This window comes from Alkalibacillus sp. S2W, assembly GCF_046764385.1.
In the GTDB taxonomy this organism is placed as follows: domain Bacteria; phylum Bacillota; class Bacilli; order Bacillales; family Alkalibacillaceae; genus Alkalibacillus; species Alkalibacillus almallahensis.
Genome location: NZ_CP177234.1, coordinates 390542 through 406602, shown reverse-complemented (window position 1 = coordinate 406602; position 16061 = coordinate 390542). Strand labels below are relative to the sequence as shown.

The following is a 16061-nucleotide window of genomic DNA, read 5'->3' as shown; positions in this document are numbered from 1 at the left end:
TGATTGACCTGTTACTTGTAACTGTTATACTACCCCTCGGGCTCAAAAAAGAAAACCAAAGTCCTATTGTCAATTTATTCAATTTACGGAGGTATGAACATGAATAAAACTATTGTACTAATGCTTGGTGCAGGGATCCTGATTGCCATTCTATTAGTAGCATTTGATTCTAATATAAAAGACGCTAATTCAAGCCAAGATACAGATGCAGAAAACACAGAAGACACAGATTCATCGAAGACAAGCTCAAATAACTACCAAGCCATCTCAACACATCTCTCAACAAAAGAGAGCATTACTGTTGTGAAATCAGAATCTAAAACAAAAGTAGCTAACAAACAATCTAGTAATCAAGCAGATAACGAAGAAAAGGAATCAAAACAAAACAATGAGCAACAACAATCTCAAGAGTCGAACCAAAATAATAACCAAGAACAAGAAACAAAGCAACAAGATAATTCTGGTGAGGTTCAACATGTCAGCGAATCCAATGACGTGAAAGAAACAATGTATATGGAAGCAACCGCTTATACAGCACATTGTGATGGCTGCAGTGGTACAACAAAAACAGGCATTGACTTACGTGCAAATCCAAATCAGAAAGTCATTGCCGTCGATCCGAATGTTATTCCATTGGGTGCAACCGTATGGGTTGAAGGCTATGGTACTGCTGTAGCAGGTGATATCGGTGGCGCTATTAAAGGTAATCGTATCGATGTCTTTATGGCCAATGAGGCTGATGCGAACCGATTCGGAAGAAGACAAGTTCAAATTAAGATTTTAGATTACTAATGCATGAAACCAGTTGAGGAACTGACTCCTTAAATGGTTTTATTTTTATGCTAGTTTATTATTCGTGGGACTTAGATCAACTTTGAAGAGGCTTAATTCATCTTTTGGGATGCTTGCTTCAACTTCTGAGGTTCTTGATTCAAAAAAAAGGTCTGTGGCTTGAAACGCCACAGACCTTTTTATCACACAATTTTATTTAACAACCGCTTCTAACTCTACTTCAATGTTATCGCGCGTTGCTTTAGAGTATGGACAAACTTTATGCGCTTCTTTCATCAATTCGTCCGCTTCATCTTGAGAAACACCGCTAATTTCAGAAATCAGTTTCACACCAACTTTGAATCCACCATCAGATTCATCTTTCATGAAACTAACTTCACCATGTGTTGTTGATTCAATGTCTTTCTTTTGATTCTTAGCAACTAAGTTAAGAGCACCGTCATAGCATGCTGCATAACCTGCTGCGAATAATTGTTCAGGGTTTGTCCCTGTTTCATCCGTATTTTCTGTCGGCATAACTACGTTTAAATCAATCACGCCATCTTCTGACTTAACGTGACCACCACGTCCGCCTTGTGCTGTTGCTTTTGTTGTAAATAAATGACTCATATCTAAACACTCCTTTATATAAAGTCTATCTAATCTATACCCGAAAAATCAAATTTTCATGCATGCAATATTATATTAATTTAATAATTTTTCTTGATAGGAAGTGTTCCAGTCCATCAATTCATGAGCTGAGATTGGCCTTCCGAAATAGAAACCTTGAATTTCGTCAGCAGAGGTTTGTCTAATAATATCAAGCTCTTCAACTTCTTCAACACCTTCAATAACAACACCAAGGGATAAAGTTGAACCGAGATTGATCACATCCGCTAAAAACTGTTGAGCCAGTGCATCTTCTACGATTCCCTCTAAGAATGACTTATCGATTTTCATTTTATCGATTGGGAGTTTACGCAAATAAGTTAACGATGAAAAACCTGTACCAAAATCATCTAAAGCTATCGTTGCTCCTAATTCACGTAGGCTTTCTATCGTCATGAGTGCCACTTTCTCTTCTTCAATAATGCTTGATTCCGTGATTTCAAATTCTAATAAACTTGGATTGATCTGATATTTCTCAATAATATTTTCAACATCAACAACAAAAGTATCTTCTATAAGTGTTCGGTTTGATAAATTAATGGCCACTTTACCGACATCAAATCCTGCCCACTGCCATTCCTTGATTTGTTTACAAACACGCTCGATTAACCAGAGTGTAATGGGGTGAATATCACCTGTTTTTTCTGCAATCGGGATAAATTGTCCTGGAGAAATAAAGCCAAGCTGTCGATCATTCCACCGAATCAATGCTTCAACTCCAATAAATTCGTGACTATGATTTGCAATTTTAGGTTGATACTTCACTACTAATTCCTCGTCATACTCAATTAAACGCATTCGCTCCAATAGTTTCTCTCGAAGCCCTTCACTATGTGTCGTGCCCTGATAGAACGCATAATCATTGATCAATTCAAAACCTTTTGTGTTTATAACTGCATAGGCTTGATCAACTAATTCCATCGTATTTTTCGTTGTTTTTGGCTTGGAAGCTAAAGCTACACTGACGTTAAGTCCTGCAACAGTCTCACTTTGACACCGATGAATTAAGTCTTTAGAGAAAGCTCCTAGTTTCTTTGATATCGTAAATTCGCTAGCAATGACACCGATTTTTTGATTACTAATCCGGTAAATTAAGAATTCACGCCTAGAAAGAGACTTTCGATAAGCCTGTTTAATAAAATCAACTAGTACTTTGATCGTTTCATCACCCTGTTGATAACTATACTTATTATTAATCGTATCGAGATCACGTAGATGAATAACGGCAACTCCAACCTCATTCATATTCTTAAATTGACCCATCTGTTGATTAAAAACTTTTCGATTAGGGAGATTAGTCAATGGATCATACAATTCTAATCGCTTTTTTAATTGACGATCGAACACTGTGCTAAATATTGAGAAAAAGACGATTGCCAAAACCCCTACTATAACACTTGCCATCAGAATCCCGAACAACTCATGTGTCCCTTCCGTCTCTAAGACTACAGGATCTGCCTCAAAGGATGTCGCATACATTCCCGTGTAGTGCATGCTAGACACGCCCAAACCTAATAGACTGGCGATGGCCGCTTTATTATGCAATTTCATGCGTTCAGGTTGGTTAATCAATATGAGAAGAGCAATTAATGAAATTACCACCGCTAGTAAGATTGAGAGAAATACATAGCCAGCATGATAGTCCATGGTGACATCAGGTATTCGCATCGCTTCCATACCCAAATAATGCATAGATGCAATCCCTATTCCCATAATCATAGCAGCAATCCACATATGTAAGTACTTACGCTTACGATAATAAACCATCCAAAAAGCTAATAATGCAGCAAAAATCACTGGCAAAACGGACAAAATGGTTAATATAGGATCATACGTCATGGGTACGCCTAATTGATAAGCGCTCATGGCAATAAAGTGCATCGACCAAATACCAGCTCCCATCGTTAACGACGCTAAACCAATCCAAAAATAAGGATGAATTAGACCACTATGATATAAACGCTCATTTAAGGACAATGCTGCATAAGAGGCAATAATCGCAATCAGAATTGATAAAATTACTAAAAACTGATTGTATGTACCATTGATTGTTACTGTCATGATCAAATTATAGTCTAATAAACCCATCTAATATTCCTCACAATTTCTTGTAACATCTATCCATATTTTAATACAGTTAAGACAAAATGACTATGATATTTCGACAAAATTCGTAACATTAACTGCATCACTACATACTTTATCTGTGGCCACTTGATTTTAGTCAATTAAAAAAAGACAGCAAACTAAACCGTTCGCTGCCATTAACTTTCTAATATTAACTTAAAACCTGCCTGACCTCATAATTGAATATAACATCCAAAGAAACATTAATAATGCGATCACAAACCCAATTTCAATCGCAGGAATACTCCAAACCATGGAATGTTGTTCGTTTAATGCAGAACCAATCATTAACCCGACCATAATCAAACTAAACGCTAATAACACAATACTGAATGATAATCGATTACTCACTTGATCTAATTTCCGCATAAATGTGTCTGCTTTAGAGAAATTCATCTCAATCGGAACTTTGCGTTTCTTAGCCATAGCATTTATCTCTTGTAAGACTTCTGGTAAATCTTCGACAGCCTCTCCATATTCACCTAATTGGTCAAATATCTTCTCAGCTGTTCGTTTCGGGTTGTACTTTTGACGAAGTAAGTCTCGCCCGTATGGCTCAGCAATCGCAAACATATCAAGATCAGGCGCAAGCGTTTCAATGACTGATTCCATGGTAAACATCGTCTTGCCCACTAACGATAAGTCAGGTTGAATATAGATTTGATGTTGCTGAGCAATCTTATACATATCCGTGATCGATTCACCAATGCTAATATCTTTTAATGGGACATCATAATACTTGATCATGAGCTGATCAATATCTCTTCTTAGAGACGATTCATCTAGATGATCTGGTGCAATTCCTAGTTTCTTAATCGTCTTCACGATTTTATTGGCATCCTGGCGAACAATGGCAATGACCAATGAAGCCAACCTGGATTTCATATCACGGGACAACCTTCCAACTAACCCAAAATCCATTAAAGCGATTTTTTGATCTTCAGTTATAAAGAAGTTTCCTTGATGAGGATCCGCATGAAATAATCCATCTTTAAAGATTTGATGATAAAGGGCTTGGATCATGTTTTCTGCAATTGTATCAAGGTCAAAATTCGCTTCTTTCATCTCATCAACTTGGTTTAGCTTATACCCCTCTACAAATTCCATCGTTAACACACGCTTAGAGGAGTAATCCCAATAGATATTAGGAATTTTAATGGTTTCCCATTCATCGAATTGCTTGCGCATTAAATCAGCATTTAATCCTTCTGTTTCATAATTAAGTTCATCAATAATAGCACTCTTAAATTCTTCTAAAACACCTGTAACTTGATACTGCTCGGCCCAATTAAAACGACGTTCAGCACGTTTGGCTAACTCTTCTAAAATTTCAAGGTCTGTATGTATTTGTTCAAACACGCCTGGCCTGCGAACTTTAACCGCAACACGTTGACCATTAGGTAATGTCGCTTCATGTACTTGACCAATAGACGCTACACCAATTGGTTCAGGGTTGAATTCATCAAATAAATCTTCAACACGTTCCCCGAAATCTTGCTCGATCATCATTTGAACATCTTCGAATGAAAATGGTTCTAGCTCATCCTGTAAATAAGACAATTCACGAATGACATCTTTAGGTAATAAATCAGGACGCATACTAGCAATTTGGCCAACCTTAATAAACGTCGGACCTAGCTCTTCTAAAAATGACCGTAGTCTCATCCCTAATTGTTGGGGTGTCTCACTATGTCGTTGGTTAACATAAACGCGACGTGGTAGAGAAAACACTTGATCAAGCCCTACTTCTTTTACGAAGTATCCAAAGCCATTTCGTGCTAGTGCTGCTGCTATTTCTCTATACCGCCGCATGTGCTTCATTCGTTTACCAATCATGGAATGCCTCCATCGCTATTAATTAGGACTCTTCGTTCGTATCATGTTTCGCTTCTAATTCAGCAACACGTTTTTCTAATCGATCATAATCTTCACGTGTCTGAATGTTTAATTCATGTAGATACGACTTAAGCTTATCATGAACTTTTTGATCCAGTTCTTCTTGCCGTTGTTCACCTTTGTGACGAACTTCATTTAATAAATTGGTTAATTCTGATTTGGATAACTCACCTTTATCATACATTTCATCTAATACTTTATCCACTTGCTCTTTACTTGCCTGTGCTAATCCCAAACCTAATGATAATCCTTTTTTAAAAGTATCACGCATAAATTGTACCTCCTAATCGTCCATTTAAGTTGATAGTTAACCATTACCCTGAAATTTATCCATAAAAACTTGTGTTTATGGAGAGGTTTATATAAGCCCTAGAAGATACAAAAAAAGGTGTGTAGCTTAAGCTACACACCTTTTTAATCAGTCTATTACTGAGCAACAACGTTTGCTGCTTGTGGTCCACGGTCGCCTTCAACAATTTCGAATTCAACTGTTTGGCCGTCTTCTAATGTTTTGAAACCTTCCGCTTGGATAGCTGAGAAGTGTACGAATACATCGTCACCGTCTTGGCGCTCGATAAATCCGAAACCTTTTTCTGAATTAAACCATTTAACTGTACCTGTCATATATAATGACCTCCTTAATTGTGTTGACAAAAATTGAATCTCGTTACTTACGACATCAATTAAGAGAGGCCTTTCAGTAATCATCGATATCAATCATTTGTTCAACTCTTACTTTACACCCTTCTGAACTAAATTGCAACCCCAAACCCTTTAAAATAAAAAATCTTTTTTTAGAACACCCTATAAAAGATGCGCTAATAACACTTTATAACAATCATATTACATTTTATTTTCGAGCAGGGTTTTGGCTTGTACTAGTCTAAGCCCTCTGCTACAATTCACTAACGAAACATTTTATAAACAGCAAAGGATGTGTATTAACATGAAAAAGACGCTTTTACTCTTCGTATTAGCGATTCTCGCTAGCGTAATGGTCGCTTGTGGCGGTGATAATAACGATGAAGGCGATTCAGGTAGCACAGAAAATGAAGGTACATCAGAAGAAGAAAGTAACAATGAAAATGGTAACAGTAATGAAGAAAATAGTAATAGCGAAGATGGTAGCAGTGAAGAGTCATCTAACGGTGAAGGTAACTCTGAATCATCAGGTGAATCTGTTTCAGACGTTGGTGAAGATGAAGTCGTCGCAACTGTTGGTGGCGAAGACATCTTAGGTTCTCGCTTACTTCAAGCTGAGCAAACATTAAGTTCACGCTATCAAATGATGGGACAAGATCCTAGTCAAAATGCTGGCGCAATTCGTGATGCAGCTATGAATCAGGTTGTTAACTCAAAAGTAATTGAACTAGCAGCACTTGATGCTGGTCTTGAACCTTCTGAAGAAAAAGTGACTAAAGAAGTTGACTCACAAATTAGTTCAATGCAAGAACAAAATGAGCTTGAATCTAAAGATGCTGTATACGAGCAACTTGGTATGAGCAAAGAAGAGGTTAAAGATCAAATTCGGTCATCTTTATTAATCCAAAACTATTTGGATGAAAACATGGAAGAACCAAGCGTTTCAGATGAAGACATTCAAAAAGCATATGAAGACTACAAATCACAAATGGAACAAGCAGATCAAGAAGCAGAAAGTTTAGAAAATATGCGTAGCAAACTAGAATCACAAGTCAAACAACAGAAAAAACGCGAACAACAACAAACGTTAATTGAAAATCTAAAAGAAGACACTGAAGTTAACGTTAAAATTTAATTAATTAAAAAGGCTACTCCGAGCTTTCGGAGTAGCTTTTTTTTATTAATATTGATAAGATTGTCCACCGTCAATTGGAATGACTGAAGCATTAATAAAGTTAGCCTGATCAGAAAGTAAGAAAGCGATTAAATAACCTACTTCCTCTGGTTTACCAAACCGCTTCATTGGGTTAGGCTTAACAAATTGCTCGCCAACTTTTTCCCAGTTATCAGGATCGATCTGTTTTAATGACCCCTCAACCATTGGTGTCATAATCGCTCCTGGTGCAATAGCTTTAATACTAACGCCATATTGACCATATTCAATACCTGAGTTTTTCGTTAAGCCTACGACACCATGTTTACTTGCCGCATAGCCAGATTGATTACCAACACCACGAATACCTCCTACCGAGGCTGTGTTAACAATTGAACCAGATTCTTGTTTCTTCATCACTTCTAATACATATTTCATACCATAGAAAACACCATTCAAATTGATATTAACAACTTTCTCAAATTCATCAGAACCATAATCCTCTGGTAAGTTTTATTTCCCTTCGATTCCTGCATTATTAAAGAATCCATCAATTTGTTTAAATGTTTCTACCGTTTGATCAACATAATTCTTAACTTCATCTTCATTGGAGACATCTGCTTTAATAACGAGTACTTCAACTGAAGGCGCTACTTCTTGAACTTTCGCTTTTGTTTCATCCAATGTTTCTTGATTAAGGTCCACTAAAGAAAGGCTCGCCCCCTCTTTTGCAACTTGGACTGCTGCAGCCTGCCCTAAACCAGACCCTGCACCTGTAATCAATACAACTTGATTGTCGAAACGTTTTTGCATGAATAAACCTCCTTGATTTACTTTATTTTTGAGTAAATGCTTACATCAAACGACTAAAATTTCATAGCTTTAGATTATGTCATGTCGCATAATGTTCGTTTATAATGAAAGTATACAACGCTTGGACAATCGTACAATCATGAATCTTTAAACATTTGTCTATTGTTTAGACAGATTCGTTTCATTTGTCTAAATAAAGGGAGGAATATCATGCAAGAGGAATCCATTCGACAAAACCGAACAAAGAACCATTTCAAAATCGCCTTAACTGAATTAATTAAAGAACAAGGCTTCCACACGATTACAGTAAAAGATCTCGTTCAACAAGCACAATATAATCGGAGTACCTTCTATGTTCATTACCATGATAAGTTTGAATTAGCAGAAGAACTCCTACATGAGCTATTATATGGACTAGAGGAGGCCGTGCAGGTTCCCTATAAACGAAGCCAAACAATCAACACTGACAAATTAAAACCTTCACATTTTGAAATTATTTCTTATATTCACCAGCAACGCTTTTACTTTGACTTAATCAACTATGATGATACGTTGCCTGGTCTGCACCGCAGTCTCCCTAACAAATTCTTGGACATCTATAAAAACTATTTTACATTCGAAACAATTAGTGACCAGCCTGTTAATATGGGTTACTTTAAACATTATATTGCTTTCGGATTCTATGGTTTAATTCAAAGTTGGATTCAAGAAGGATTTCAAGAAAGCCAAGACGATTTCATCTATGAAGTCATTGAATTATCCAAAACTCACATTCGTTCTGTACAATATATTGGTGACTTATAAAATGGGTTAAGCAATCAGGTTTTATTGTTTCTGTAACATCGTTAACCACATAAAAGTTAAGCTTTGTTTTAAATCTTTCGGTAATTGCCCAAGCATGCGATCTGACACAGCTTCCTTATAAATCCCTTCTGAACCTATAATACGATAACCTTCACGCTCGGCTAATTGCTCGAATTCCCATGGCATCATGGTATTCATAATGACATCTTCACCGTATAATCGTTCAAAACTATTAGCTCTAGGTCCTGCTGTAGGGCCTAAGATACCAAAACACAAATAGCCTCCAGATCTAACGACTCGCCCTATTTCTTGTAAAGTCTCAGATGGCTTCTCAGTCCACTCCAGTGAATTAATAGCAAGCACACTATCAAACGTATTGTTCTCAAATGGTAAATGAGCCATATCAGCTTGTTGAAAATTTAAATGAGTCATATCCTCAGTCAAACGGTCACGACATAAGTCAATCATATCATCCGATAAATCAACACCTGTTACCTTATAGTCTAACTGCCACAACTTATAAGAGCCGTAGCCATCACCACAACCTAAATCTAGGACTGCACTTTGCTTCGGCACGAACTGATTAAAAAATGGGATAATATTACGTCGGCTTCCTTCTTCCCACATGGGTTGACTTCTAGCGTGCCAGAAATTTGCACGTTCGTTCCATTGTTCTTTCGCTTGAGTATGCCAAATATTCTCTTTCATCTTATACACCCTCTTAAATATAGTTATGTTCCTTACCATAATCCTTTAATCGCTCGAAAGGATTTTGATAATCCAGTCCTAGGCATTCACAAAACGCCGCTTCGGTTGTGAATCCTTCTCTTTTTAAATGACGTACATCCTCCATAAACTCTGGATGATTCATCAATATGTGCCCTTCAACCATCATATGTAAATACGCATTTTGCCTATTGGTTGGTTGATTCATACCAAACAATTCAAATTCAAAGCCATAAGCATAGAAATTAGCTTTAACGACAGTTGACCCGTTGACTTCAATTGTTTTGAGTGAGAATGACTTAAATGACTGATAAGCCTCACTTAACCGTCTAGCAAAATCATCAAGATCATGTACATAAAAAATAATATCAAGATCAGAATCCCCGTCATGAATATTCAATGGAATCGTCCCACAAACAATCGGATCGTAGGATGCGAACTCATTTAAAACGCCAACCTCTTGAATCACGTCATAAGCTCGTCTTTGATACGAATTACCTTTCTTTAAAGCTAATAATGAATCAAACATAATTTTATTCCCACCCACATAAAAAAGCCTTATTAGTCTCTATTGTACCAATAAGGCTTCCATACTGCGATTAAGATTCTTTTTCAATTGTTTCAAGTAATTGTTCAAAGCGCGGCCAGAATCCGTCACCCGCTTCCATCGGGAATTCATATTCAATAACAACTACATCTTCACCTAGCTCACCAATGACATACCCTTCTCCTTGACCAGCGTAATGCGTCCCTTCAAGTGCTGTATCATAGGTAGATAAATCCGCTTCTCCTAGTGATTCAATTTCAGATTGCCAATCAGCTTTTACTTCTTCTAGCGCTCCGTTTTCAGATACTTGTATTTTAATACTTATTCCCGTCGTAGCATCACGATTACGATGAGTGACGACTTCGTTCGGAAATGAAACATTTGAAAAGAATTCCTCAAGTGAATACGTTATATTGTAAGGCGTGATTCGATACGTAAGGATGGTAGTTTTCTCTTCCATTCCTTCAAGAACAATGGTTTCTTCTTCCTCTGACACTAATTCAACCATTATTGGTTCACCTTCTGTCGATTCATCTTCACGCGGAAATTCCTCAATTCTGTGCGACTCGGTCTCACCATCAATCGTGGCATGCCAGTAAAGTACACCCGAGGATGGTAATTCATCTTCAGGGATTGTTAGTTCAATAATAAATCGGTCGTTCCTTTCATTAATGGTAAAATCATATGTCTGACCGTTCTCTGATTTAATCTCATTAGTAAATGATTCATATTCACCTTCTATAGAACTAACGATTCTGTATTGACGTTTACGATCGCCTGAACCAACAGATTCCATATCATGAACTTTAAGGCCATTTGTTACTGTTTTTTCAGGGGCTTCTCCTGTAGGCTCAGCAACATCATCACCAATCGCAAATGATAGAACAACCAACATAAAGATAACCGTTGCAGCTAAACCAATACCAGCCACCATCCAACGTTGTCGTTTTTGACGCTTTTGTTTTTTCTGAGCATATTGTTGAAGCGTTTGGCGCATCTGTTCTTTTCTTTGTTGATCCATTTTCCAATCCTTCGACTCTTCTTTCAAAACATCTAATTCATCATGATTCTGACTCAAAAGCAACCCCTCCTTTACGCTGAAGTGCTTTAATCGCACGATGATAAGTGGTGCTCACCTTATTTTCGGACCATCCTAATACTTGTGCGGTTTCTGCAACGGTGAATTCTTCGATACCGCGTAAAAAGACAACATCACGATAATTGGGCTTTAATTGATTGATTAATTCTCGAACATAAACTTTTAATTCAGCATTTTCCACGACTGTCTCGGGCGAATCAACTGTTTTGGGTTGAAAGTCTTCCTCATCTATCAATCGTCGCCAATCTCTTACTTTGTTTTTACGCATTTGATCTGTAGCTAAATTACGGGCAATGCTAATCAGCCATGTTTTAGGGTTCGCATCGCCACGAAATGACTGTTGATGGTTTATCGCTTTAATGAAGACGTCTTGAACCAAATCTTCTACATCTGGTGTACCTAACCGAAAGACTAAAAACCGATAAATATCATCAGCATATTGATCAAACCAATTTATAATCAAATCATCATCCATCTCACGCCCCCACTTTCTGCCTGAATTACTTATTAGACGTAACCAATCAAAAAATCTTACAGTCAATAAAATCTTCATAATTTCAAACTGTTTTTGTGATATATATCACAAATCAACCCTTCTATAAATTAGATAATGAAATTAACTCAAATATGGAGGGTTTCAAATGTTAACAGAACAACAAAAAGATACCATTAAAGCAACAGCTCCGGTATTACGTGAACATGGCACGACGATTACAACGCGTTTTTACCAATTGCTTTTCGAAAAACACCCAGAGCTCTTAAATATATTCAATCAAGCGAATCAAAAACAAGGTAAACAGCAACGCGCTTTAGCTAACTCTATTATCGCATCAGCTGAACACATCGACCAATTAGAATCGATTATGCCTGTTGTCGAACAAATCGCTCATAAACACCGCAGTTTAGGCATTAAACCTGAACACTATCCAATCGTCGGTGAAAATTTACTTATTGCGATTAAAGACGTATTAGGTGATGCTGCAACAGATGACATCATGCAAACTTGGGAAGATGCTTATCAAGTGATTGCTGATATTTTCATCAGTGTTGAGGCAGATTTATATGAAGCAACTGAGCAACAACCAGGTGGGTGGAAAGATTTCAAACCTTTCTACATTGCGGATAAAGTGATTGAAAGTGATGTCATCACATCATTTTATTTAAAACCAGTTGATGAACAACCACTACCAACGTTCGAATCTGGTCAATATATTAGTGTTAAACTTGATATTCCAAGTGAAACCTACACGAATATTCGACAGTACAGTCTTTCCTACAAACCGAATCAAGATTATTTCCGAATCAGTGTTAAACGTGAAGATGAGCATGATCCGAATGGCGTGGTCTCCAATTATTTACACAACGAAGCATCCATTGGTGACCAGGTAGACGTCAGTGCACCAGCAGGCGAATTTACGCTAGACATGAATAGTACAAAACCACTCGTTCTAATGGCTGGTGGCGTTGGCATCACACCGCTTATCAATATGCTCCATACAGTCGTTGAGCAACAACCGAATCGACCAGTCTCATTCGTGCATGCTGTTCGAAATGGAGATGTTCAAGCTTTCGAACAAGAACTAACGGATTTAGTGTTAAACCATCAACATGTTAATGTTTATACCATTCTATCTCATCCAACAGCGGATGATGAGGCCACTAAACATTACCACCAAAAAGGTTTCATCACATATGATTGGATGAAGGATCACTTGCCAATGGATGAAGCTGACTTTTATTTCTGCGGTCCGAAACCGTTTATGGAAGCTGTTATGAATCATTTAAATCAACACGACGTGACTGAAGATCGTCTTAACTTTGAATTCTTCGGCCCACAAGAAGAACTAGAAACAGTACAATAACCTCAACCATACAAAACACCTCAGCTTCAAGTTGAATTTCATGAAGCTGAGGTGTTTTTGGTTTTATTTATGATTCTTCAGTGATTCAATTCGATGTTTAATATCATCTCGGACTTCACGGAAAACTTGATTTACTTCTTCTTCGCTTCCTTCTGCTTTAGCCGGATCAACAAGCCCCCAGTGATCCGTCTCAACATTCGGTGGCGTAACGGGGCAGTTTTCTTTCGCATCACCACAAAGCGTGATCACTAAACTCGCTCGATTCAATAAATCACGATCAATGACAGCTGATTGCTGATCTCGTATATCAATGCCTACTTCATCCATCATTTCAACCGCTTTTGGATTTACACCATGCGCTTCAATCCCAGCACTATGGACCTCCCACTCATCACCTAATAATTGACGTCCTAATCCTTCAGCCATTTGACTGCGACAAGAATTACCTGTACACAAGAAATAAATAATAGGTTTACTCATACAAAACACTCCTTATTAATTCACTAAAATAATTGAGACATATAAACCGAGTAACGTGATAGCTAATACTGGAATCGTTAAGATTAAGCCGACTTTAAAGTAGTAGCCCCACGAAATCTTAATCCCTTTCTTCGATAACACATGCAACCATAATAATGTCGCAAGTGAACCAATTGGTGTGATTTTCGGACCTAAGTCACTTCCGATCACATTGGCATAAATTAATGCTTCTTTAATCATACCTGATGTATTTGAGGCCTCAATAGCCAAAGCATCGATCATGACGGTTGGCATATTGTTCATCACAGAAGACAAGATTGCCGCCAGAAAGCCCATCGACATCGTCGCAGCCAAAAGTCCTTGACCTGCAGCTAAATCAATTACGTTTGCCAGAACATCTGTTAAACCAACATTCCGCAACCCGTAGACAACGACATACATTCCAACCGAAAAGAAGACGATATCCCATGGGGCACCTTTGACAACATCGGTTGTCGGAACTGCAGGGCTGCGTTTCGCTAAAATGAGAAAGATAACGGCAATCGCCCCTGCCACGAATGATACGTAAAGAAAATCAACCCACTCACTTGCGAAGTACCCAACGAGTAAAACAGCTAAGACAAACCACGAAATGCGGAACATCTTATGATCTTTAATCGCGTCTTTAGGTTCTTGCAATTCGCTTAAATCATAAGTCTTTGGAATAGATTTTCGGAAGAATAGATATAATACCGCAATACTTGCAATCATTGAAAATAAATTTGGAATAATCATCCGTATTAAATACTCTAAAAAACCGATCTCAAAAAAGTCAGCCGACACAATATTCACGAGGTTACTAATCACTAAAGGTAGTGATGTCGTATCAGCAATGAAACCACTCGCCATAATAAACGGCAAAATCATCGCCTCTTTGAAATTAAGAGCACGCACCATTGATAAAACAATCGGTGTTAAAATTAACGCCGCTCCATCATTCGCAAATAACGCAGCCACAGCAGCGCCAAGTAATGTCACTAGCACAAACATTTTCACACCATTACCACCGGCAAGTCGTGCCATATGTAAGGCTGCCCATTCAAAGAAGCCAATTTCATCTAATATTAGCGAGATAATAATAATCGCAACGAATGCGAATGTCGCATTCCACACCAGCTCTGTTACATCAATGACGTCTTGCACGTTTACAACGCCAAATACCAAGGCGAGTAATGCCCCAGCACACGCTGTCCAACCAATTCCTAAATTCTTAGGTTGCCAGATAACAAATGTTAACGTAACTAAAAATATGATGATAGCTATGATTAAATCCATGACGTAAACTCCTTTATTTATGACATATAACGTTTAGTCCATCTTGTTCAAGTTCATCCAACTCACCCTGGACACTTGGTAAAGATTGTAGAATTTCTTTTATTAATTCAATAGTTGCGTGTTCATCATTCATTCGATAAAACACCCATGATCCTTTTCGTTGTTCCACGACGAGACCACCATCTCGCAGTTTACGTAAATGTTGACTGATAGCAGGCTGAGATAGGCTGATTAATTCAACTAGTTCGCACACGCAACATTCACGCTCATAAATGAACTGCATCATTCTAAGACGATTAGAATCTCCTAATAACTTAAGCGTTTGAGACGTTTGCTGAATGGATTGTGGTTGCAATATCATATAAGCATCTCCTTATATAAGTTAATACTTATATCATTATAAATTATAGACTAATAACTGTAAAGAGGCTGTCGATAACGTTAAATCCTTTATTTCTCCTTGATTAACCGCTATAATATATTTATCGAAATTTGTATTTTTGTGAGGTAAAGCTATGCACCCATCTGATTATTTTAATGACTTCTATGAAGCAGTTCTATCTGGTAATACACATAATGCTCAGACTATCATTAATTCCTTGTTGGAGCAGGGTGACACAATGGATGCTTATCGCCTCGTCTCACAGGCAATGTATGAAGTCGGTAAACTTTGGCAGGCAAACAACTTGTCAGTTGCTCAGGAACACTTAGCAACGGCTGTATCACAATTCGTGATTACGCAATTAACGATTCAAGCAATAGAAGCAGATCAAGAATACAACCAGTCTGTTGCCTTATTCTCTGTTGAAACGAATCAACATAATTTAGGCATTCAGATCATTCTCAACATGTTTTTAGAGCATGGATTTTTGACTTATTATTATGGCGCGGATATTCCGAATCACCATATAATCTCATCATTGATTGAACATCAACCAGACTATATTTGTTATTCGATGACGTTGCCTAACCATATAACAAAAGCGAAAGAGCTCGGTGAAATGATTCGCAACGAGAAAAGATTAGCCCATACGAAAATACTGATTGGCGGTTACGCCTTATTACAGTATCCTGAGCTCTATAATCAACTTGAACATGACTATAATTTTGAAAGCATTGATGAACTTCATCAGTGGTTGATTAGAAAAGGTGATTAAG

Annotated in this window: 17 protein-coding genes and 1 pseudogene; 5 read left to right on the top strand and 13 right to left on the bottom strand. The window is 37.6% G+C overall.

Features of this window, described 5'->3' with window-relative positions:
* The first annotated feature begins 99 nt into the window (after nucleotides 1-99).
* Nucleotides 100-792 carry a 3D domain-containing protein gene (locus ACKXGF_RS02250; RefSeq protein ID WP_411954690.1) on the top strand — a complete coding sequence of 231 codons (693 nt, stop codon included), beginning with the start codon at nucleotides 100-102 and terminating at the stop codon, nucleotides 790-792.
* Nucleotides 793-984: 192 nt separating this feature from the next.
* Here ACKXGF_RS02250 and ACKXGF_RS02245 read toward each other — a convergent pair whose 3' ends face one another.
* The 5 genes from ACKXGF_RS02245 to ACKXGF_RS02225 form a co-directional block, all read right to left on the bottom strand.
* The gene (locus ACKXGF_RS02245) at nucleotides 985-1401 is read right to left on the bottom strand and encodes an organic hydroperoxide resistance protein (protein WP_411954689.1); all 417 of its coding nucleotides are present in this window, start codon (nucleotides 1399-1401) and stop codon (nucleotides 985-987) included.
* A gap of 75 nt (nucleotides 1402-1476) precedes the next feature.
* A complete protein-coding gene (locus tag ACKXGF_RS02240; protein WP_411954688.1) occupies nucleotides 1477-3528 on the bottom strand; it encodes an EAL domain-containing protein in 2052 nt (683 codons plus the stop codon).
* Between the two features lie 195 nt (nucleotides 3529-3723).
* Nucleotides 3724-5403 (bottom strand): ABC1 kinase family protein, encoded by a 1680-nt coding sequence (locus ACKXGF_RS02235; RefSeq protein WP_411954687.1) that lies wholly within the window; start codon nucleotides 5401-5403, stop codon nucleotides 3724-3726.
* Nucleotides 5404-5425: 22 nt separating this feature from the next.
* Nucleotides 5426-5734, bottom strand: coding sequence for a phasin family protein (locus ACKXGF_RS02230; RefSeq protein ID WP_411954686.1), 309 nt, complete (start codon nucleotides 5732-5734; stop codon nucleotides 5426-5428).
* A gap of 155 nt (nucleotides 5735-5889) precedes the next feature.
* Nucleotides 5890-6087 carry a cold shock domain-containing protein gene (locus ACKXGF_RS02225; RefSeq protein WP_167262104.1) on the bottom strand — a complete coding sequence of 66 codons (198 nt, stop codon included), beginning with the start codon at nucleotides 6085-6087 and terminating at the stop codon, nucleotides 5890-5892.
* A gap of 322 nt (nucleotides 6088-6409) precedes the next feature.
* Here ACKXGF_RS02225 and ACKXGF_RS02220 point away from each other — a divergent pair, with 322 nt between their 5' ends.
* Nucleotides 6410-7240, top strand: coding sequence for a SurA N-terminal domain-containing protein (locus tag ACKXGF_RS02220; protein ID WP_411954685.1), 831 nt, complete (start codon nucleotides 6410-6412; stop codon nucleotides 7238-7240).
* A gap of 45 nt (nucleotides 7241-7285) precedes the next feature.
* Here ACKXGF_RS02220 and ACKXGF_RS02215 read toward each other — a convergent pair.
* Nucleotides 7286-8071: pseudogene (locus ACKXGF_RS02215) on the bottom strand (SDR family oxidoreductase).
* A 210-nt stretch (nucleotides 8072-8281) separates the two neighbouring features.
* Here ACKXGF_RS02215 and ACKXGF_RS02210 point away from each other — a divergent pair.
* Nucleotides 8282-8875, top strand: coding sequence for a TetR/AcrR family transcriptional regulator (locus ACKXGF_RS02210; protein WP_411954684.1), 594 nt, complete (start codon nucleotides 8282-8284; stop codon nucleotides 8873-8875).
* 21 nt (nucleotides 8876-8896) lie between these two features.
* On the opposite strand, the gene ACKXGF_RS02205 is transcribed toward ACKXGF_RS02210, so the two are convergent.
* From ACKXGF_RS02205 to ACKXGF_RS02190, 4 genes are all read right to left on the bottom strand, one after another.
* Complete coding sequence (locus tag ACKXGF_RS02205) at nucleotides 8897-9583, bottom strand: class I SAM-dependent methyltransferase (RefSeq protein WP_411954683.1); 687 nt, start codon at nucleotides 9581-9583, stop codon at nucleotides 8897-8899.
* 13 nt (nucleotides 9584-9596) lie between these two features.
* Entirely contained in the window at nucleotides 9597-10130 is a 534-nt protein-coding gene (locus ACKXGF_RS02200) for a DUF4269 domain-containing protein (protein WP_411954682.1), read from the bottom strand.
* A 70-nt stretch (nucleotides 10131-10200) separates the two neighbouring features.
* Nucleotides 10201-11226 (bottom strand): hypothetical protein, encoded by a 1026-nt coding sequence (locus ACKXGF_RS02195; protein ID WP_411954681.1) that lies wholly within the window; start codon nucleotides 11224-11226, stop codon nucleotides 10201-10203.
* The gene (locus tag ACKXGF_RS02190; RefSeq protein ID WP_411954680.1) at nucleotides 11210-11722 is read right to left on the bottom strand and encodes an RNA polymerase sigma factor; all 513 of its coding nucleotides are present in this window, start codon (nucleotides 11720-11722) and stop codon (nucleotides 11210-11212) included. Before ACKXGF_RS02190 ends, ACKXGF_RS02195 begins: the two co-directional genes overlap by 17 nt.
* 166 nt (nucleotides 11723-11888) lie before the next feature.
* Between ACKXGF_RS02190 and hmpA the strand changes: the two genes are divergently transcribed.
* On the top strand, nucleotides 11889-13109 hold the full coding sequence (hmpA, locus tag ACKXGF_RS02185) for an NO-inducible flavohemoprotein (RefSeq protein ID WP_411954679.1): 1221 nt from the start codon (nucleotides 11889-11891) through the stop codon (nucleotides 13107-13109).
* Between the two features lie 63 nt (nucleotides 13110-13172).
* Here the strand turns inward: hmpA and arsC are convergent, their stop codons facing one another.
* The 3 genes from arsC to ACKXGF_RS02170 are packed head-to-tail and all read right to left on the bottom strand — an operon-like array spanning nucleotide 13173 to nucleotide 15264.
* The gene (gene arsC / locus ACKXGF_RS02180) at nucleotides 13173-13589 is read right to left on the bottom strand and encodes an arsenate reductase (thioredoxin) (protein WP_411954678.1); all 417 of its coding nucleotides are present in this window, start codon (nucleotides 13587-13589) and stop codon (nucleotides 13173-13175) included.
* A gap of 15 nt (nucleotides 13590-13604) precedes the next feature.
* The gene (locus tag ACKXGF_RS02175; RefSeq protein ID WP_411954677.1) at nucleotides 13605-14903 is read right to left on the bottom strand and encodes an arsenic transporter; all 1299 of its coding nucleotides are present in this window, start codon (nucleotides 14901-14903) and stop codon (nucleotides 13605-13607) included.
* A gap of 13 nt (nucleotides 14904-14916) precedes the next feature.
* Entirely contained in the window at nucleotides 14917-15264 is a 348-nt protein-coding gene (locus tag ACKXGF_RS02170) for an ArsR/SmtB family transcription factor (protein ID WP_411954676.1), read from the bottom strand.
* Between the two features lie 154 nt (nucleotides 15265-15418).
* Between ACKXGF_RS02170 and ACKXGF_RS02165 the strand changes: the two genes are divergently transcribed.
* Nucleotides 15419-16060, top strand: a complete 642-nt coding sequence (locus tag ACKXGF_RS02165; protein WP_411954675.1) for a B12-binding domain-containing protein — start codon at nucleotides 15419-15421, stop codon at nucleotides 16058-16060.
* Nucleotide 16061: the final 1 nt, after the last annotated feature.